This window comes from Zoogloea sp. (genome assembly GCF_041914405.1).
In the GTDB taxonomy this organism is placed as follows: domain Bacteria; phylum Pseudomonadota; class Gammaproteobacteria; order Burkholderiales; family Rhodocyclaceae; genus Zoogloea.
Map to the genome: position 1 here is coordinate 107,419 of NZ_JAYSDK010000012.1, position 18,291 is coordinate 125,709.

Consider the following 18,291-nt stretch of genomic DNA (forward strand, 5'->3'; position numbering starts at 1 on the left):
CTAGCGCAAGAATCCCGGCTTCCCAGCGCGCATACTGGGCGCGTTGCCACCCGCAGCCGGAGGTTCTTGTGAGTACGCTCCCTGCCACCCCGACCGCCGCCATCGACGGCATTCTGCAGCGCCACGGCCACTACCCGACCGAGTTGCTGCAGATCCTGATCGAAGTCCAGGACCTCGAAGGCTGGTTGCCGGCACCGACTCTGACCTACATCGCCCAGGCCCTGCACATCCCACGCAGCCGGGTGGAAGGGGTCGCCGGTTTCTACAGCTTCCTCTACACGCAACCGGTAGGCCGCTACCGGGTGCTGTTCTCCGACAACATCACCGACCGCATGCTCGGCAATACCGAGCTGATGGACGCCCTGTGCCGCAAGCTGTGGATCGAACCCGGCAAGCTCTCGGAAGACGGCCTGGTGAGCATCGCCACGACCTCCTGCACCGGCCTCTGCGACCAGGGGCCGGCCATGCTGGTCAACGGCCGTGCGATCGGCCAGCTGACCCACCGGCGCATCAACGAGATCGCCGAGATGATCCGCCAGCAGCGCCCCCTCGACCTGTGGCCCGCCGAGTATTTCCAGATCAGCGACAACATCCGCCGCAAGGACAGCCTGCTCAACCTCGACATGAAGCCCGGCGCGGCGCTGGCCGCCGTCATCGAACTGGGCCGTGAAGGCTGGCTGCAGGAAGTTCAGAAATCGAACCTGCGCGGCCGTGGCGGCGCCGGCTTCGCCACTGCGGTCAAGTGGGCCAGCGCGCGCGATGCATCCGGCGAACCCAAGGTCATCGTCTGCAACGCAGACGAAGGCGAGCCTGGCACCTTCAAGGACCGGGTGCTGCTCAACAGCTATGCCGACCTGGTTTTCGAAGGCATGACGCTGGCCGCTTGGGCAGTTGGCGCGTCGGAAGGCTTCCTGTACCTGCGCGGCGAATACCGCTACCTGCTGCCGCAGCTGGAAGCCGTGCTGGCCCGCCGCCGCGAGGCCGGCCTGCTTGGCCGTCACATCCTGCATGAGCCCTGTTTCGATTTCGACATCCGCATTCACCTGGGCGCCGGCGCCTACGTGTGCGGCGAGGAAACCGCGCTGATCGAATCCCTCGAAGGCAAACGCGGCACGCCACGGATCCGCCCGCCCTTCCCGGTCACCAAAGGCTATCTGGGCCGCCCGACCGTAGTGAACAACGTCGAAACCCTGGCCAAGACCTGCCTGATCGCCCTTGATGGCGGCGAAACCTTCGCGGCCAGCGGCACCGCCCAGTCGGCCGGCACCAAGATACTGTCGATCTCCGGCGACTGCGCCGCGCCGGGTATCTACGAATATCCCTTCGGCGTGCCCATCGCACGCATCCTCGAAGACTGCGGCGCCAGCGACACCCAGGCCGTGCAGGTGGGCGGCGCGGCCGGCGTGTGCCTGGCCGGCTACGAGTTCCAGCGCCGCATCGCCTACGAAGACGTGCCCACCGCCGGCGCCTTCATGATCTTCGACGGCAGCCGCGACCTCTTCGACGTCGCCCGCGCCTTCGTGCATTTCTTCGCTCACGAGAGCTGCGGCTTCTGCACCCCGTGCCGGGTCGGTACTTCACTCTTAAAGGGCTTCATGGACAAGCTGGCTGACGGCCACGGCGCCAAGGCCGACCTGGCCGACATCGACTGGCTCGACCGCTTGCTCAAGAACGCCAGCCACTGCGGCCTCGGCAGCGCGGCACCGAATCCGGTCATCGACACCTTGCAGAAATTCCGTCCGGCCTACGAGCGGCGCCTGGTGTCACTGGATTTCGAACCGGCCTTCGACCTCGATGCAGCCCTAGCCGAAGCCCGCCAGCTCACCGCCCGCGACGACCCCGGCGCCCACCTGCAGACTCACGAGGAAGAAGAAAAATGACAAAACAGTTTCTCCTCGACGGCCAGCCCGTCCCCTTCGAGGACGGCCAGACCATCCTCGAAGCGGCCCGCAAGGCCGGCCACTACATCCCCAGCCTGTGCTGGCACCAAGACTTTCCACCCCACGGCAGCTGCAAGCTGTGCATCGTCAAGGCGGCCGGCCGCCATGTATCGGCGTGCGCGACGCCGGCCAAGGAAGGCTGGGAGGTGGAGAGCAACACGCCGGAAATGAACGGCGAACGACGCGGCCTGCTGCAGATGCTGTTCGTCGAGGGCAACCACTTCTGCCCGTCGTGCGAGAAGAGCGGCAACTGCGAGCTGCAAGCCCTCGGCTACGAATACGAGATGCTCACGCCGCGCTTCCGCCATTTCTTCCCTGAACGCCCGGTGGATGCCTCCCACCCGGACATGCTGCTCGACTTCAACCGCTGCATCTTCTGCGAACTGTGCGTGCGCGCCAGCCGCGATGTTGACGGCAAGTCGGTGTTCGCACTGACCGGCCGCGGCATCGACAAGCACCTTACGGTCAATGCGGAATCCGGCAGGCTGGCCGACACCGACTTCTCGAAGGACGATCTGGCCGCGCGCATCTGCCCGGTCGGCGTCATCCTTCCCAAGGGCCGCGGCTTCGCGGTGCCGATCGGCGAGCGGACCTTTGATACCGAGACGATCCGCAGCAAGACGCTGAAGGAGGAGGAATCATGAGCCCGGCTCCCGCCCCTGCCCGCAAACTGCGTGTCGCCACCACCTCGCTGGCCGGCTGCTTCGGCTGCCACATGTCCTTCCTGGACATCGACGAGCATCTGTTCGAACTGGTGGAGCTGGTCGAGTTCGACCGCTCACCGCTGACCGACATCAAGGACGTGGGCCCCTGCGACATCGGCCTCATCGAAGGCGGGGTCTGCAACGCAGAAAACGTCCATGTGCTGCGCGAGTTCCGTCGCCACTGCAAGACACTGATCGCCCTTGGCGCCTGCGCAGTCAATGGCGGCCTGCCGGCCCAGCGCAACCACCTGCCGCTGTCGGAATGCCTGCGTGAGGTCTACCAGTTCCGTCCAGGCCTAGAGAACGGGCAGATTCCCAACGACCCGGAGCTGCCGCTGCCGCTGGACAAGGTGCGGCCGATCCACGAAGTGGTCCGCGTCGATTACTTCCTGCCCGGCTGCCCGCCATCCGGCCCGGCGATCTGGAAGTTCCTCACCGACCTGATCGCCGGCCGCACGCCGCGGCTCGCGAACGGATTGCTGCATTACGACTGAGGTTCTCACCATGAGCTTCGAACTGGAAACCGCCACCAACCGGGAAAGCCTGCGCCGCGTCGCCATCGACCCCGTGTCGCGGGTCGAAGGCCACGGCAAGGTCACGCTGCTGCTCGACAACGCCGGCCATGTGAAGGAAGCCCGGCTGCACATCGTCGAATTCCGCGGCTTCGAGAAATTCATTCAGGGCCGCCCTTACTGGGAAGTGCCGGTGATGGTGCAGCGCCTGTGCGGCATCTGCCCGGTAAGCCACCACCTGGCCGCCTCCAAAGCGCTCGACCCGGTGGTTGGCGCCACGCAGATCACGCCCACCGCCGAGAAGATCCGCCGCCTGATGCACTACGGGCAGATCCTGCAATCCCACGCACTGCACTTCTTCCACCTCTCCTCCCCGGACCTGCTGTTCGGCTTCGAGTCACCGGTCCACCAGCGCAACATCGTCGGCGTCGCTGCCGCCTATCCTCACGTAGCGAAGGAAGGCGTGCTGCTGCGCAAGTTCGGTCAGGAGATCATCCGCGTCACCGCCGGCAAGCGGGTGCATGGCACTGGCGCGATCCCCGGCGGGGTGAACAAGTCCCTGAGCGCCGACGACCGCGACCTGCTGCGCAAGGACGCCGACCAGGTCGTCAGCTGGAGCCGCGACGCGGTACGACTCGCTCGCCGTCTGCATGAAGCCAACGGACCGCTGTATGACGAGTTCGGCCTGTTCCGCAGCCATCTGTTCAGCCTGGTACGGGCAGATGGCGCGATGGACCTCTACGATGGCCACCTGCGCCTGCGCGATGCCCGCGGCCAGATCGTCCGGGACAATATGCCCTGCGCCGACTACGAGCAGCACATCGTCGAGGAAGTGAAGTCGTGGAGCTACATGAAGTTCCCCTTCATCCGCGACCTGGGCCCGGCCAAAGGCTGGTACAAGGTCGGCCCGCTGGCCCGCGTACAGAACTGCGATTTCATCCCCAGCCCGCTGGCCGAGGCGGAACGCCAGGACTTCATCGTCCGTGGCGAGGGCGAACCGATACACGCGCCGCTGGCCTACCACTGGGCGCGGATGATCGAGATGCTGCACGCCGCCGAGGTGATCCGCGACCTGCTGGATGACCCGGACCTGCTGTCCGACGACCGCCTCGCCAGCGGCCCGAAGGGGCGCGAAGGGGTCGGCATCATCGAGGCGCCGCGCGGCACGCTGATCCACCATTACCGGGTCGGCGAAGATGATCTGGTCAGCTACTGCAACCTGATCGTATCCACCACCCACAACAACCAGGCCATGAACGAGGCCGTGCGCCAGGTGGCCCGCCGCTACCTGGACGGACGCCAGCTCACAGAAGGGCTGCTGAACCACATCGAGGTTGCGATCCGCGCCTTTGACCCCTGCCTGTCCTGCGCCACCCACGCCCTTGGGAAGATGCCGCTGGCTGTCGAACTGGTGGATGAGGATGGACGCCTGGTGGATAAGGCAGTCAGTGGAGGGTGAGCACGTGCGGCTGGTGGTGTTTGCGGTGGGCAACCCGTCACGGGGCGACGACGCGATCGGCCCGCGGCTGATGGCCGAACTGGAAAACTGGAATTTGCCCGATGTACGGCTGGTCAGCGACTTCCAGCTACAGGTCGAGCATGCCCTCGACCTGGACGACCGGGATCTGGCGCTGTTCATCGATGCCGGCACGGGTACGCCGGCACCCTTCTCGTTTCGGGAGATCCGCCCCGCCCCCGACCGTTCGATCAGCTCCCACGCCCTCTCACCGGAAGCCGTGCTGTACGTCCATGGGGAAATTCGTCGGCCACCGCCACCGGCCTTCGTACTGTGCGTACGCGGTGAGGACTTCCAGCTTGGTGAAGGCCTCAGCCCGACTGCGGAGGCTCACCTGGATGCGGCGCGGAAGCACCTGCGGGACTGCCTGGCAACGATCGACACGGCAGCTTGGCGGCAACGGACCGCCTGACACCGGCTCGCAGCAAAGCCCGGATGGTTTTAGGTTCCAGTGTGCAGCGTAGCCGGCTCGCGCCGGGACGCGTATTCGCGAATCAACACCGCAATCGCTCGGGCCGCCTCGTCGGGTAGCAGAATGCCCCCGCGCAGCTGGGCTGCCAGCACCAATGCGCCCCCCTCCTGGCTGCTTCGGCAATCACGCACCAGCAGCAACTGATCGCAGGGCACCTCGTGCCATGCCGGCGAACGGGTATCGATGGCGATGCTGAGTGCATCCTTCGGGGAGGCCAGCCAGTCGCGGATTTCATCGGCGAACGCAGCACAGGACAACACCCGCTCCGAGTCACCACAGCGGGCGAAACCGCTCGCCCACACCAGTTCCTCCTGAAGGCTGGCGCCATCCGGACTCAGCACCCCGATGGCGATCCGCTCCGCATCGAGGGCGCGCAGCAGCTGCCGCAGCGCACGCAGGCTGGCAAAGCGCGCATCGTTCAGATGACGCACCAGCGCCGCACCGGTAATGGCCGCCTCGGAGACAGGGTCACCCACGACCGACCTCATCTGACAGGTTCATCGATTCCCCTGGCTAAATGTGCCCACCACGGCCTCAACCTAGTCCACCGCAACAGTGCTCGGACTGCCGACGGGCAGCAGCAGGACTGGCCGCATCAAAGGCGCACAATAACGACAAAGGCACAAATACGAAATATATCATTATTGTCAAATTCTACCGCACATTGGAGATTGTCACATAAGATCCTGACATATACACCCCCTTCTTGCGGACAATCGCCAATATCATCACAGCATCACCGAGGACGGCGTCCGGCACCTTGACCCGCTTCAATTCAGGACGAAGAAGGGCGCGCAGTCAGCACCGCAACGGGCGCAACCCTCTCTCCTGCGCACGGGAGTTGGACTGCGGCGATCCAAAAACGATCGGCCCCAGCAGCGCAGGGCTGCCAGGGCCGATCAGATCACTTACGGGTCACGCCAAGCGGGCGCTCAGGCTCCCCGCACTCGCCGCTGCAGCGCCATGATCTTGGCCTGCACGTAACCCTTTAGTTCCCGGAAAGGCACCGGCTTGGAATACAGGATGACGTCGGGAGGCAGTCCACCCTGCTCGGCGATGTCGTCATCGGTCAGACCGCTGACCACAACGATGTCGAGATCCTGCAACTGGGTATCGGCACGGAGGCGGCGGATCATCTCGAAGCCATCGATGCCCGGCATGCGCAAGTCGGTGATCAGCAGGTCGGGCGCCTCGCGGCCGATCTCGAGCAGGCCGTCGATTCCGCTGGAAACCAGGCGTACCTGCAACGGCAGGCCCCATGAGGTGAAGGTGTGCTCGTAGAGCTTCTGGAGGATGCGATCATCCTCGGCCACCAGAATCTGGAGTGCATTGCCCGGGGCCCGGGCCTGTCCCCCCTGGCCGCCGCCGGCCATCGAGCGGGCACGGAATTCCTCGATGGAACTCACGCGGATCCGGCGATGCCCACCCGCAGTCTTCCAGCCCTCAAGCTGGCCATTCTCGACCATCTGCTGAATGGTGCCCAAGGAAAGACCCAGCCGCTGGGCTGCTTCGGAAGTGCTGCAATATTCCTTTTCAGGAGATTCGGGCGTGGCGGCCATGGATTAATCAGGCAATTCGAATGGCAATTACAAAAGATCTTATCAGTTTAGACGGACATGACGAAAAGCTCACGATAGCTACGCCAGAAGTGGGCGTAGGATCGCCAGTCCGCGAGAATTGATGAGATTCCCCAAAAAAACGTCGTCCCCATGCACAGGCGACCACACCCCGGATTTTGCCCTTGTCATGCCAGACCCGCCGATGGCGACCTGACCCGAAAACCCGGCAAGGATGGAAGAACAAGCACGAAGGCATTGAAAATACAGGCTTTGTCACAACACGGACGGCAGCCTGGAATGCCCGCCGACACGGATCTGCAACACGGCGGCAGAATTATGACCCACTTATCGACGTTCGCAAAATCAGCTTGCAGAAAGCCGCTGCTTTTACGGGCCTCCCGCCCGGATGGTAGTCTGCCGCCCCCACGACCAAGGACGGATACCCGAGTGTGCTAACGCACGCAGATCGAAGTAGCCGGGTTGGCGCACTCGCCGGTCTGATGCTTATTGCATTGAGCGCCGGGCTCGCTGCCGGACTCCCGGCCCTGATAACGCCCGGCAGCGGAACGCTCGCCGGCTTCACTCTGGCCGGCGCCGGCCTGCTGGCTGCCAACACGCCCCTCCCGCGGCAGCGGATGCTGCAAACCCTGCTGGCGGTCGCCCTCGGCACCCTGGCCGTGCTGAGCCTCGTTCGCGCCTTGCAGACGGCGAGTCCGCCGCCCAGCCTGCCGTCCCCTGTAACGGCCATGGCGCTGAGCCTCGCCGCCGCCATCCTCGCCGGCCTGCCCAGGGCCAGGCGCCAGCTTCCCCACATCGCGCTGCAGCTTCTGCTGCAATGGCTGTGCCTGCTGACTCTACTGGGGAGCGCGGCCCAAGTCCTGAACAGCATCGTCGGCATCGACCTGTTCGATTTTGGCGGCCGCCGCTTTGCCCTGGACTGGGCATCGGCGCTGGCGCTGGCGATCCTGGCGGTGGGCCTCGGCGCAACCCTGCTGCGCCTGCCAGGTCTGCGCAGCTTCTACCGCCACCGCCAGGACCGGCAGATCTTCGCCGTCGGAAGCTCGATGCTGCTGATCGCCGCCATCGCCGCGTGGCTGATCGGCGTGGGCGCCCTGGCGGGACAGACCCTGTCCCTGTTCCGCCATACCCTGCAGTCAGCCCTGACGGCCAACACCAGCCTGCTCGGCAATGCCATCCACCACGCCACCACCGCTGCCGAGCAGGGTATCCAGTTGGCCCGCACCGACAACATCGTCCGTCTCGGAGCCACGGGCCCGGAACTCCACACCGAGCTACAGCGCCTCCTGATTGCCGGCCAGCCCTCGGGCCTGAAGGCCTTGTGGGTCACCGATGCGGCGGGCCGGGTTCTCGCCAGCACCGGTGACCGTTCCACCGTCGAACACAACCGCATGCGCATCGACCAGCGCAGCTGGCTGTTCTGGAACGATGCGTACTGGCTGGAGCGACGGATTCCGGTGAGCATCGACACCGCGGGCAAGGGCGAGATCGTGGTCCAGGCGCGCCTCGAGCATCTCGCCGACGTACTCAACGACATCGACAACCTGAGCCATTCCGGCGAACTCGTCGTCTGCCGCTCCGATGGGGCCCATGCCGACTGCTTTCCGACCCGCCTGACCCCCCATGCCTTCACCACCCCGAAAGTGGTGGATGGCGTACGCATCCCGATGGCCCGCGCGCTGGACGGGGAATACGGCTTCGGCCTGTCCCGTGACTACCGGGGACGGGCAGTCCTTGCGGCCTACGCCCCGCTGCCCGAATTCGGCCTCGGCATCGTGCAGAAGCTGGACACCGGCGACATCCATGACCTCCTGCTCGAACAGTTGCGGATTTCCGCACTGCTGATCGGGGTGCTGGTATTGACCGGCTCGGTATTCCTGTACAGCCGCATCAGCCCGGTGGTCAGCAAGCAGGCCCGCACCCGCCTGCACCTTGATAAAGCCCAGCGCATCGGGCACATCGGCAGCTGGGAATATGACGTCACCCGCGGCACCGTGGCGTGGACGGAAGACGCCGCCGAGGTGCTCGGACTCGGAGCAACAACTGACCTGTCCACCATCGACGCGATCTTCAAGCACATTCCCCTGGAACAGCAGCAGGACGTCAGGCTCGCGCTAGGGGCTGCGCTCAACGGCGGCACGCCGCTCGACATCGAGCATCAGTTCATCCTGCCGGACGGCAGCACCCGCTGGGTTCATGTGCAGGGCAAGGTTCTGCAGCTCAGCGACGGCACCCCCACGAGCATGATCGGCGTCACCCATGACATCACCGAGCGCGTCCGCGCCGAAGAAAAAATCCGCCGCCGCGACGCCTTCCTGAATGAAGCCCAGCGCCTGGCCCACCTGGGCAGCTGGGAGCTCCGGCTGGACAGCGGCGAACAGATCTGGTCAGAAGAGTGCGCCCGCCTCTTCGGCCACGCCCCGGGCGCTCGTGAAGCCAGCCTGGACAACTTCAAATCCCTGATCCTGCCCGAGGATCTGCCCCAGGTCATGGCCGAGCTCGACAGCGTTGTCGCCACCAGCCAGCCGCGCCATTACCAGATGCGCATCCGCCGGCCGGACGGAGAGATCCGTTACCTGGACTGCCATGCCGCCATCACTGCAGACAGCGATGGCCGCCGGCAACGCCTGATCGGCACCAACCTCGACATCACCGAGCAGGTCCGCGCCAAGAAGCGGCTAGCCTACCTGGCGCGCCTGTACGCGGTCCTCAGCAAGGCCAACCAGGCCATCGTGCGGATACGCGACAACGACGAACTGCTGCAGACCCTGTGCCGGATCATGGTCGAGGACGGCGGCCTGGTCATGGCCTGGAGTTGCCGGATCGAGAACGGCCGACCGGCGCACATCATCCACTGGGGCCACGAGGCCGGCTACATCGAAACGACGCTGGCCATCTACGACACCCTGACGACCGGTCAGGGCCCGACCCGCCGCGCCACCCGCGAAGGTCGCCACGTGCTCTGCGAGGACATCGCCACCGATCCCGACATGGCGCCGTGGCGCGGCCTTGCCCTGAGCCGCGGCTACCGTTCGTCGGCGGTCTTCCAGATCCGCCACCAGGACGAGATCACCCTGATCAACCTGTACGCGCCGGAGCCGCATTTCTTCACCGCCGAGATCGTCAGCCTGCTCGACGACCTGTGCCAGGATCTGGCGTTCGCCTTCGAGGCTGCCCACCAAAACACCCTGCGCCAGAAAGCCGAGACCGAACTGCGCCAGCTCAACGAGGAGCTCGAATGGCGAGTGGCCGAACGGACCCGCGCCCTCGAGGACGTGAACCGCGAGCTGGAATCCTTCAGTTCGGCGGTATCCCACGACCTGCGCGCGCCGCTGCGCAGCATCGACGGCTTCAGCCAGGCCTTGCAGCGCCGCTACCAGGAACACCTCGACGACGCCGGCCGCGACTATCTCAACCGCGTCCGCCGCGCCGCCCAGCGCATGGGGCGGCTCATCGACGACATGCTCAAGCTGTCCCGCGTGACACGCGGCCCGGTCCGCCGGCAACGGGTCGACCTGAGCGCGCTGGCCCGCCAGATCCTCGATGAGCTACAGCGCAACGACCCGGAGCGGCAGGTGGACATCCAGGTCACGGCCGGCCTCACCGTCTTCGGCGACGCCAGCCTGCTGCGCATCCTGCTCGACAACCTGCTCGGCAACGCCTGGAAGTTCACCCGCCATACGCCGCATCCGGCGATCCGCTTCGGCTGCCGGGCCGACGATGAGCGCCCGGTCTTCTTCGTGGCCGACAACGGCGCCGGTTTCGATCCGGCGTATGCCACGAAGCTGTTCAAGGAATTCCAGCGCCTGCACGCCGAAAGCGAATTCGAAGGCACCGGTATCGGCCTCGCCACCGTCGAACGGGTCGTCCGCCGCCACCACGGCAAGGTGTGGGCGGAAGGCGCCGTCGGCGCCGGCGCGACAATCCACTTCACCTTGCCGCAGCGGGAAAGCGCAAGGGACAATAAAGCCTGATGCAACGCCGCCCCCTGCCATGAGCCCACCCGTCCGCCTGCATGTCCTGCTGGTCGAAGACTCGCCCGACGACGCCGACCTGATCCTGCTGGAACTCGAGATGCACTGGCCGGACCTCGTCGTCCAGCGGGTGGACAACGCCGCTGCCATGCGCACCGCGCTGGCCGCCCAGCCCTGGGACGTGGTCATCTCCGACTACCACCTGCCCCGCTTCAGCGCCACCGCGGCCCTTGAACTGCTGCATGAACTGGGCTGCGACCTGCCCTTCATCGCCGTCTCGGGCTTCGTCGGCGAAGAGTCAGCCGCCGCGCTGATCAAAGCCGGCGCCTCCGACTTCGTCGTCAAGGACAACCTTCCGCGCCTGCAACCCGCCATCGAGCGAGCCCTGCGCGAAGCCGCCATCCGGCGCGACCACGAGCGCGCCCAGGAAGCCCTGCGTCTCAGCGAGAAGCGCCTGCGGGCCATCACCAACGCCGTCGGCGAGGGCTTGTTCGCCACCGATGCCCATGGCGCGCTGCTCTGGATGAACCCGGAGGCCGAGCGCCTGCTCGGGTGGACCGAGCAGGAACTCCTCGGCAAGCAGATCCATTTCATCATCCACCGCCCGGCCGCCGACGCCCCACCGTCCGACCCGACCTGCTGCGGCACCTTGCTGGCTCTGCGCAGCGGCCAGACCCAGCGCATCGACGACGACATCTACCTGCACAAGGACGGCACGCCCGTCCCGGTCTCCTTCGTCGCCACCCCACTCATCGAGGATGGCCGCATCGTCGGCGCGGTCAGCGCGGCCCAGCCCATCGGCGCCCGCAAGCGCGTCCAGCAGGAACTCCTCGACGCCCGCCGCCGCTCCCAGGAACTGTCGGCCCACCTGCAGTCGGTGCGTGAGGAAGAACGTACCCACATCGCCCGCGAACTGCACGACGAACTCGGCCAGCTGCTCACCGCCATCAAGATGGACGCCGCCTGGTTGCGCGCCCGCCTGCCCGCAGACGCCGAAGCCCTGCACGACAAGCTCACCGACATGAAGCACCTGATCGACGACACCGTGGACTGGGTACGGCGCATGTCGTCTGAACTACGCCCGGTGATGCTCGACGACCTCGGCCTGCGCGACGCCGTCGAATGGTTCCTGGAAGGCTTCGGCCACCGCAACGGTATCGACTGCCGCCTTGAGGCGGCCGCCGCCGAAGACCTGCAGACCGACAAGCCACGAGCCACCGCGGCCTTCCGCATCATCCAGGAATGCCTCACCAACATTGCCCGCCATGCCGCCGCCCGCCGCGTGCTGGTCACCCTGGAACGGGACACCGACGCCATCGAGATCGCCGTCAGCGACAACGGCAAGGGCTTCGATCCGGCCACCGCCGGCACCCGCTCGTCCTTCGGCCTGCTCGGCATCCGCGAACGTGCCGAGGCCCTCGGCGGCAGCAGCGAAATCCGCAGCGCGCCCGGCCACGGCACCACCATCACGGTACGCCTGCCCCTCGGCAAGACCGCCCATCAAGACAAGGACCAAGCTCGATGATCCGTCTCATGCTGGCCGACGACCACAGCATCGTCCGCACCGGCCTCAAACAGGTCCTCAGCGACGCACCAGAGTTCAGCGTGTGCGCCGAAGCCGCCACCGGCGACGAAGTCATCACCCAGGTTCGCCAGTCGCCGCCGGATCTGCTGCTGCTCGACATGTCGATGCCTGGCCGCAGCGGCATCGAGCTGATCAAGCAGCTGAAAAGCGAATACCCCCGGCTGCCGATCCTCGTCCTCAGCATGCACAAGGAAGAGCAGTACGCCGTCCGCGCCATCAAGGCGGGCGCCGCCGGCTACCTGACCAAGGAGCACGCCGGCGAGGAACTCATCGGGGCGCTGCGCAAAGTCGCCGGCGGTGGCGTCTTCATCAGCCCGGCCGTCGCCGAGCGCCTGGCCCTCGAATACAGCGCCCGCCACAATGAACTGCCCCACACCACGCTGTCCGACCGGGAATACCAGATCTTCCAGATGATCGTCGCCGGCGCCACCATCACGGCCATCTCCGAACGCCTGTCCCTCAGCGTCAAGACCGTCAGCACCCACAAGTCGCGCATCCTGCAGAAGATGGGCATGAGCAGCAGCGCCGAGCTGATCCACTACGCCATCGAGCACCAGTTGGTCGAATTACGCTGAGGCCGCTGCGGGCGAATGAATTCGCCCCTACGGAAGCACCTCCCCCACAGCCAGGCCCGCCGCCCCCTGCTGGGGCGGACTCATTCGCCCCCACAGACGTCCGCCCCACGGCATCCCGCTGAAATCCCTCCCGTATCCCCGCCGGCCCTAGGAATCCTCCTACACGCGACCGGTCGCTTCCGACAAAAACTTTAAGCCTCCGCCGATATTCGCCCTCCGCGGCGATCGGCACCATTGCGTCCGTAATCCAGGCGCATGACGGGGGCCTCCAGCCCGACCGGCAGCTGCGCGCAAACCAATCAGTGCGGCAACCCTGACCTGCATCGACGCAGACGCCAGAACCGCCCGAGGAGAGCCTAGCAATGACGGTCAGCGGACACATCGACAGCGCGGCAAACAGCCGCCTTCACGCCGGAGCGCGGCCATGACGCGTCTCGCCGCCTCCCCGCTCGTTGCCCTCGGCGCCGGCCTGCCCGGCGCCCTGGCCGTGGCCGCAATCGGCGCGCCCGCTTGGCCCACCTTCGTCGCCGCCGGGGCCGCACTGCTCGTCGGCGGCGGCATCGGCTGGGCAATCCGCCGCAGCCTGCGCCAGGACGCCACCCTCGCCACCCAGCAACTCCATCGTCAAACGGAAACGACCCAAGTGGAAAAACTGACGCCCTACGTGGCCAGCCTCGACCAACTGGCCGAACGCCTGTTCCCCCTGTGGGCCCGCCAGATCGAGAGCGGCCGCTCCCAGATGGAAAGCGCCGTGGTCGGCCTGACCCTCGCCTTTTCCGCCATCGTGGACCGCCTTGACGTCTCGGTACGCATCGCCGACGCGGCCTCCGGCGCTGCCGACGGCGAAGGCGGCCTGCTCGGCGTGTTCACCCGTAGCGAAACCCGCCTGCAGTCCCTCATCGAATCCCTGCAGACCGCCAACCGCCACAAGGAAGAGATGGTCGCCGAGGTGAAGCGCCTGCAGCAGTTCATCGTCGAGCTGCAGAAAATGGCGGTGGATGTCGCCGGCATCGCCGACCAGACCAACCTGCTGGCCCTCAACGCGGCCATCGAGGCGGCCCGCGCCGGTGAAGCCGGGCGCGGCTTCGCGGTGGTGGCGGACGAAGTGCGCAAGCTGTCCGGCCAGTCCAAGACCACCGGCGTCAACATGGGCAGCGCGGTGGACGCGATCAGCAAGGCCATCACCACCGCCGTCGCCAGCGCCGAGAGCACCGCCGTCAATGACGCCCGCGCGCTGCAGGCCTCCGAGGACGCCATCGGCGAGGTGCTCGGCGGCTTCCGCGGCATCATCGACGGCCTCGTCGAATCCAGCCATACCCTGCGCAACGAGAGCGCCGGCATCAAGTCCGACGTCTCCGACGCCCTCGTCCAGCTCCAGTTCCAGGACCGGGTCAGCCAGATCCTCAGCCACGTCCGCGACAGCATCGACGCGCTGCCGGCGCAGCTGGCCGCCAGCCACGCCGACGTCGCCCACGGCGGCTGGCCGCAGCCCCTGCCGGTGGATCGCATGCTGGCCAGCCTGTCCGGCAGCTACGCCACCGCCGAAGAACGCCAGATCCACGCTGGCGGCGGCGCTGCCGCCGGCGACGCCCCATCAGAAATCACCTTCTTCTAGGAGTACATCCATGGCTAAAACCATTCTCGTGGTGGACGATTCCGCCTCCCTCCGCCAGGTCGTCAGCATCGCCCTGAAGGGCGCCGGCTATGACGTCGTCGAAGCCTGCGACGGCAAGGACGCCCTCGGCAAGCTCGACGGCCGCAAGGTGCACCTGGTCATCAGCGACGTGAACATGCCCAACATGGACGGCATCACCTTCGTCAAGGAGATGAAGAAGCTGCCCGGCTACAAGTTCACCCCGGTCGTCATGCTGACCACCGAAAACCAGGAAGCCAAGAAGGCTGAAGGCCAGGCCGCCGGCGCCAAGGCCTGGATGGTCAAGCCCTTCGCCCCGGCGCAGATGCTCAATGCCGTCTCCAAACTGATCCTGCCCTGAGCGGCCGGCCAGCAGCCAGGAAAGCGCCATGAGCCTCGATATCGCCCGGGACGACGGACAGATCCGCGTCCGCTTCAGCGACGAGCTGAACATCTACAACGCCGCCGCCACCAGGGACGCCCTGCTGGCCCTGCCGGCGGACGAAAGCCCTTGCCACCTCGACCTGGGCGACGTCATCGAAATCGACTGCGCCGGCCTCCAGGTGGTGCTGGCCGCCTTGCGCAGCCTGCCCGCCAGCCGCCTCGAACGCTGCAGCACGGCGGTGCGCGACTGCCTCGCCCTGTGCGGCCTCGACGCGCTGCTGCCGGCCGCCCCCACCTCCAGCGGAGCGCAATGAACATGGACATCGATCAGGCCATCCCGACCTTCCTCCTCGAAGCCCGCGAACTGTTGGAGCAGATGGAGGACGGCCTCTTGCAGATCGAGAACGGCGAGGGCGACGGCGAGACCGTCAATGCGATCTTCCGCGCCGCCCACACCATCAAGGGCTCAGCCGGCATCTTCGGCTTCGACGAAGTGGTCGGCTTCACGCACACCGTCGAGAACGTCCTCGACCGCGTGCGCAGCAACGAACTCGCTATCGACCGCCCACTGGCCGAACTGCTGCTGGCCAGCGGCGACCACATCGGCACCCTGCTGCAGCGCGTCGCCGACAAGGCCCACGGCCACGATCCGGTGGTCAATGCGATCGGCCACGACCTGCTCGGCCAGCTGGCCCGCTTCACCACGGCCATTACGCTGCCGGCCCCCACCGTCGCCTCCGACGTGACGCCTGCCACCACCCTTCCTGCGGCCACCGGCGGCAACAGCGCCGCCACCGGCAACTGGCACGTCTCCCTGCGCTTCAGCCGGGAAGTCCTGCAGCACGGCATGGACCCACTGTCCTTCATCCGCTACTTGGGCAGCCTCGGCGAAATCGAAGGCATCGTCACCCTGCAGGACGCGCTGCCCGCCCTCGGCGAGCTGGACCCGGAAGCCTGCTACCTGGGCTTCGAGATCAGCCTGAAGAGCGAGGCCAGCCACGCCGACATCGACGGCACCTTCGACTTCGTGCGCGACGACGCCACCATCCACATCCTGCCACCCCACAGCCCGCTGCAGACCTACGCCGACATGCTGACGGCCCTGACTTCGGAACCGGCAGCCCTCGGCGAAGCGCTGGTGCGCTGCGGCACCCTCGACGCCGCCGAGCTGGAACGCGCCCTGGCGCCCGCCCCCGCCGCAACGACAGCCCTCGTTCCGGTCACCGCCGAAGAAGCGCCAGCCTTGCCCGCCGTCATCGACGCAGCCCTTCCCGCCACCGGCGGCAAGCCGCCCCGCGACAGCGGTCGCGCCAAGACCCTGCGCGTGGATGCCGACAAGCTCGACAAGCTGATCAATCTGGTCGGCGAACTGGTCATCGCCGGTGCCGGCGCCAACATGATCGCCGGCCAGCTGAAGGCCCGCCGCATGCTCGAGGCCACCTCGACGATGGCGCGCCTGATCGAGGAAGTCCGCGACAGCACCCTCAACCTGCGCATGGTGCAGATCGGCGAGACCTTCAACCGTTTCCAGCGCGTGGTGCGCGACGTGGCCCGCGACCTCGGCAAGGACATCCGCCTGGTCATCAACGGCGCCGAGACCGAACTCGACAAGACCATGGTCGAGAAGATCGGCGACCCGCTGATGCACCTGGTGCGCAACGCCATGGACCATGGCATCGAGCCCGCCGAGCTTCGCGTGGCCCGCGGCAAGCCGGCCCAGGGCACGATCCGCCTCGACGCCCGCCACGACTCCGGCGGCGTGCTGATCGAAGTCAGCGACGACGGCAACGGCCTCAACCGCGAACGCATCCTCAAGAAAGCCATCGAAAAAGGCCTCGTCGGTCCCCAGCAGAACCTCTCCGACGAAGACGTCTACAAGCTCATCTTCGCCCCCGGCTTCTCCACCGCCGAGCAGCTCAGCAACATCTCCGGGCGCGGCGTCGGCATGGACGTGGTCAAGAAGAACATCGAAGCCCTGCACGGCAGCATCGAGATCGACAGCGCCGAAGGCCAGGGCAGCACGATGCGCATCCGCCTGCCGCTGACCCTCGCCATCATCGACGGCTTCCTGGTCGGCGTCGGCGATGCGTCCTTCGTGATCCCGCTGGACCAGGTCGTCGAGTGCATCGAACTGCCTGCCGCCGAACGCCAGTCCGGCCAGCGCCGCGACTACCTCAACCAGCGCGGCCAGATCCTGCCCTACACCCGCCTGCGCGACGCCCTCGACCTGCCGGTCGGCAAGGAGGCACGCCACACCGACCGCAACCTGGTGGTCGTGCAGTACGGCGGCAAGCGCGCCGGGCTGGTGGTGGACAGCCTGCACGGCGAGATCCAGACCGTCATCAAGCCCCTCGGCCGCGTCTTCAGCCGCGTTCAGGGCATCAGCGGATCGACCATCCTGGGCAGCGGCGCCGTCGCGCTGATCCTCGACGTTCCGCGCCTCCTGCAACAGGTCACCGACCGCGCGGCCGCCTGACCCGTCACTTTCTGAAATCCCAGCCGGAGAACATCCATGTTCAGCAATCTGAAAATCAGCCAACGCCTGGCCTTCGGGTTCGGGCTCGTCCTGGCCCTGCTGGCCGCCATCGTCTACATCGGCACCAGCCGCATGATGGCGATCAACGACAGCGTCCAGCAGATCACCACCGTCAACAACGAGAAGACCCGCGTCAGCAACGCGATGGTGGACAACCTGCGCGACTCGGCGATCGCCCTGCGCAACCTGCTGCTGAGCCAGGACGAGAGCGTCACCAAGACCGAATCCGGCCGCCTGGAAGCACGCAAGAAGAGCTACATGGACGGTGAGGCCGAACTCAACAAGCTGCTCGCCGCCAACGCCAGCGACGAAGAGCGCGCCCTCGCCACCAAGATCAAGGGGCTTGCTGCGAACGTGTTTCGCCAGCAGGACCAGGTTCTCGAGATCGCCCGCCAAGGGCGCATGGCCGACGCCACCGCGCTGCTGTTCAAGGAGGTTCGCCCGGCCCAGCGGGAATGGCTGGACAGCCTGGCTAAATTCGTCGATGAGGAAACCAAGGCCACCGAAATCGCCGCCCGCAAGGCCAGCGAGACCTACGACAGCGCGCTGAAGAGCATGCTGGTGCTGAGCGCCATCGCCATTGCGATCGGCATTGCGCTGGCGATCAGCGTGACCCGCTCCATCACCGGCCCGCTGGCCCAGGCAGTGGGCATCGCCCGCGCCCTCGCCGATGGAGACCTGAGCACCCGCATCGAGGTGAACCGCAAGGACGAGGCCGGCCAGCTGCTGCAAGCCCTGCAGGACATGGTCGACAAGCTGTCTGACATCATCGGCCAGGTGCATAGCACCGCCGACAGCCTGGGCAGCGCCTCCGAGCAGGTTTCCGCGACCGCCCAGAGCCTGTCCCAGGCCACCAGCGAGCAGGCTGCCAGCGTCGAGGAAG

The 18,291-nt window shown here is 66.5% G+C and carries 15 protein-coding genes; 13 read left to right on the forward strand and 2 right to left on the reverse strand.

The genetic code is table 11. The annotated features are described in order from the left end of the window. Positions 1 to 68: 68 nt before the first annotated feature. Genes ACE3RX_RS09690 through ACE3RX_RS09710 form a run of 5 tightly spaced genes read left to right on the forward strand, consistent with a single transcriptional unit; the run spans position 69 to position 5,084 of the window. Entirely contained in the window at positions 69 to 1,880 is a 1,812-nt protein-coding gene (locus tag ACE3RX_RS09690) for an NAD(P)H-dependent oxidoreductase subunit E (RefSeq protein ID WP_374482782.1), read from the forward strand. Continuing rightward, the gene (locus ACE3RX_RS09695) at positions 1,877 to 2,584 is read left to right on the forward strand and encodes a 2Fe-2S iron-sulfur cluster-binding protein (protein ID WP_374482784.1); all 708 of its coding nucleotides are present in this window, start codon (positions 1,877 to 1,879) and stop codon (positions 2,582 to 2,584) included. Before ACE3RX_RS09690 ends, ACE3RX_RS09695 begins: the two co-directional genes overlap by 4 nt. Further along, positions 2,581 to 3,138 (forward strand): NADP oxidoreductase, encoded by a 558-nt coding sequence (locus ACE3RX_RS09700; protein WP_374482786.1) that lies wholly within the window; start codon positions 2,581 to 2,583, stop codon positions 3,136 to 3,138. Before ACE3RX_RS09695 ends, ACE3RX_RS09700 begins: the two co-directional genes overlap by 4 nt. Positions 3,139 to 3,148: 10 nt before the next feature. Further along, a complete protein-coding gene (locus ACE3RX_RS09705; RefSeq protein WP_374482788.1) occupies positions 3,149 to 4,615 on the forward strand; it encodes a Ni/Fe hydrogenase subunit alpha in 1,467 nt (488 codons plus the stop codon). Beyond that, positions 4,572 to 5,084: a hydrogenase maturation protease gene (locus ACE3RX_RS09710; protein ID WP_374482790.1), complete on the forward strand. Its 513-nt coding sequence runs from the start codon at positions 4,572 to 4,574 to the stop codon at positions 5,082 to 5,084. The genes ACE3RX_RS09705 and ACE3RX_RS09710 overlap by 44 nt, the downstream gene beginning before the upstream one ends. Before the next feature lie 29 nt (positions 5,085 to 5,113). Here the strand turns inward: ACE3RX_RS09710 and ACE3RX_RS09715 are convergent, their stop codons facing one another. Continuing rightward, positions 5,114 to 5,620 carry a hypothetical protein gene (locus ACE3RX_RS09715; RefSeq protein ID WP_374482792.1) on the reverse strand — a complete coding sequence of 169 codons (507 nt, stop codon included), beginning with the start codon at positions 5,618 to 5,620 and terminating at the stop codon, positions 5,114 to 5,116. Between the two features lie 456 nt (positions 5,621 to 6,076). Continuing rightward, positions 6,077 to 6,703: a response regulator gene (locus ACE3RX_RS09720; RefSeq protein WP_374482794.1), complete on the reverse strand. Its 627-nt coding sequence runs from the start codon at positions 6,701 to 6,703 to the stop codon at positions 6,077 to 6,079. Between the two features lie 500 nt (positions 6,704 to 7,203). Here ACE3RX_RS09720 and ACE3RX_RS09725 point away from each other — a divergent pair, with 500 nt between their 5' ends. From ACE3RX_RS09725 to ACE3RX_RS09760, 8 genes are all read left to right on the forward strand, one after another. Beyond that, complete coding sequence (locus ACE3RX_RS09725) at positions 7,204 to 10,695, forward strand: PAS domain-containing protein (protein ID WP_374482796.1); 3,492 nt, start codon at positions 7,204 to 7,206, stop codon at positions 10,693 to 10,695. A gap of 19 nt (positions 10,696 to 10,714) precedes the next feature. Continuing rightward, a complete protein-coding gene (locus ACE3RX_RS09730; RefSeq protein WP_374482798.1) occupies positions 10,715 to 12,220 on the forward strand; it encodes a PAS domain S-box protein in 1,506 nt (501 codons plus the stop codon). Next, the gene (locus tag ACE3RX_RS09735) at positions 12,217 to 12,855 is read left to right on the forward strand and encodes a response regulator (protein WP_374482800.1); all 639 of its coding nucleotides are present in this window, start codon (positions 12,217 to 12,219) and stop codon (positions 12,853 to 12,855) included. Before ACE3RX_RS09730 ends, ACE3RX_RS09735 begins: the two co-directional genes overlap by 4 nt. Before the next feature lie 937 nt (positions 12,856 to 13,792). Continuing rightward, complete coding sequence (locus ACE3RX_RS09740) at positions 13,793 to 14,470, forward strand: methyl-accepting chemotaxis protein (RefSeq protein WP_374482820.1); 678 nt, start codon at positions 13,793 to 13,795, stop codon at positions 14,468 to 14,470. A gap of 10 nt (positions 14,471 to 14,480) precedes the next feature. Then, positions 14,481 to 14,849 carry a response regulator gene (locus tag ACE3RX_RS09745; protein WP_374482802.1) on the forward strand — a complete coding sequence of 123 codons (369 nt, stop codon included), beginning with the start codon at positions 14,481 to 14,483 and terminating at the stop codon, positions 14,847 to 14,849. Between the two features lie 28 nt (positions 14,850 to 14,877). After that, positions 14,878 to 15,186 carry a lipid asymmetry maintenance protein MlaB gene (locus tag ACE3RX_RS09750; RefSeq protein ID WP_374482804.1) on the forward strand — a complete coding sequence of 103 codons (309 nt, stop codon included), beginning with the start codon at positions 14,878 to 14,880 and terminating at the stop codon, positions 15,184 to 15,186. A gap of 2 nt (positions 15,187 to 15,188) precedes the next feature. Further along, positions 15,189 to 17,348: a chemotaxis protein CheA gene (locus tag ACE3RX_RS09755; RefSeq protein WP_374482806.1), complete on the forward strand. Its 2,160-nt coding sequence runs from the start codon at positions 15,189 to 15,191 to the stop codon at positions 17,346 to 17,348. Positions 17,349 to 17,384: 36 nt separating this feature from the next. Then, on the forward strand, positions 17,385 to 18,291 hold a 907-nt coding region (locus ACE3RX_RS09760), incomplete at its 3' end, for an MCP four helix bundle domain-containing protein (protein ID WP_374482808.1).

Coding starts and splice junctions, on each gene's coding strand:
- ACE3RX_RS09695 (WP_374482784.1), top strand. CDS start 1,877: ATGACAAAACAGTTTCTCCTCGACGGCCAGCCCGTCCCCTTCGAGGAC.
- ACE3RX_RS09710 (WP_374482790.1), top strand. CDS start 4,572: ATGAGGATGGACGCCTGGTGGATAAGGCAGTCAGTGGAGGGTGAGCAC.
- ACE3RX_RS09705 (WP_374482788.1), top strand. CDS start 3,149: ATGAGCTTCGAACTGGAAACCGCCACCAACCGGGAAAGCCTGCGCCGC.
- ACE3RX_RS09720 (WP_374482794.1), bottom strand. CDS start 6,703: ATGGCCGCCACGCCCGAATCTCCTGAAAAGGAATATTGCAGCACTTCC.
- ACE3RX_RS09750 (WP_374482804.1), top strand. CDS start 14,878: ATGAGCCTCGATATCGCCCGGGACGACGGACAGATCCGCGTCCGCTTC.
- ACE3RX_RS09745 (WP_374482802.1), top strand. CDS start 14,481: ATGGCTAAAACCATTCTCGTGGTGGACGATTCCGCCTCCCTCCGCCAG.
- ACE3RX_RS09755 (WP_374482806.1), top strand. CDS start 15,189: ATGGACATCGATCAGGCCATCCCGACCTTCCTCCTCGAAGCCCGCGAA.
- ACE3RX_RS09730 (WP_374482798.1), top strand. CDS start 10,715: ATGAGCCCACCCGTCCGCCTGCATGTCCTGCTGGTCGAAGACTCGCCC.
- ACE3RX_RS09700 (WP_374482786.1), top strand. CDS start 2,581: ATGAGCCCGGCTCCCGCCCCTGCCCGCAAACTGCGTGTCGCCACCACC.
- ACE3RX_RS09740 (WP_374482820.1), top strand. CDS start 13,793: ATGGTCGCCGAGGTGAAGCGCCTGCAGCAGTTCATCGTCGAGCTGCAG.
- ACE3RX_RS09725 (WP_374482796.1), top strand. CDS start 7,204: ATGCTTATTGCATTGAGCGCCGGGCTCGCTGCCGGACTCCCGGCCCTG.
- ACE3RX_RS09735 (WP_374482800.1), top strand. CDS start 12,217: ATGATCCGTCTCATGCTGGCCGACGACCACAGCATCGTCCGCACCGGC.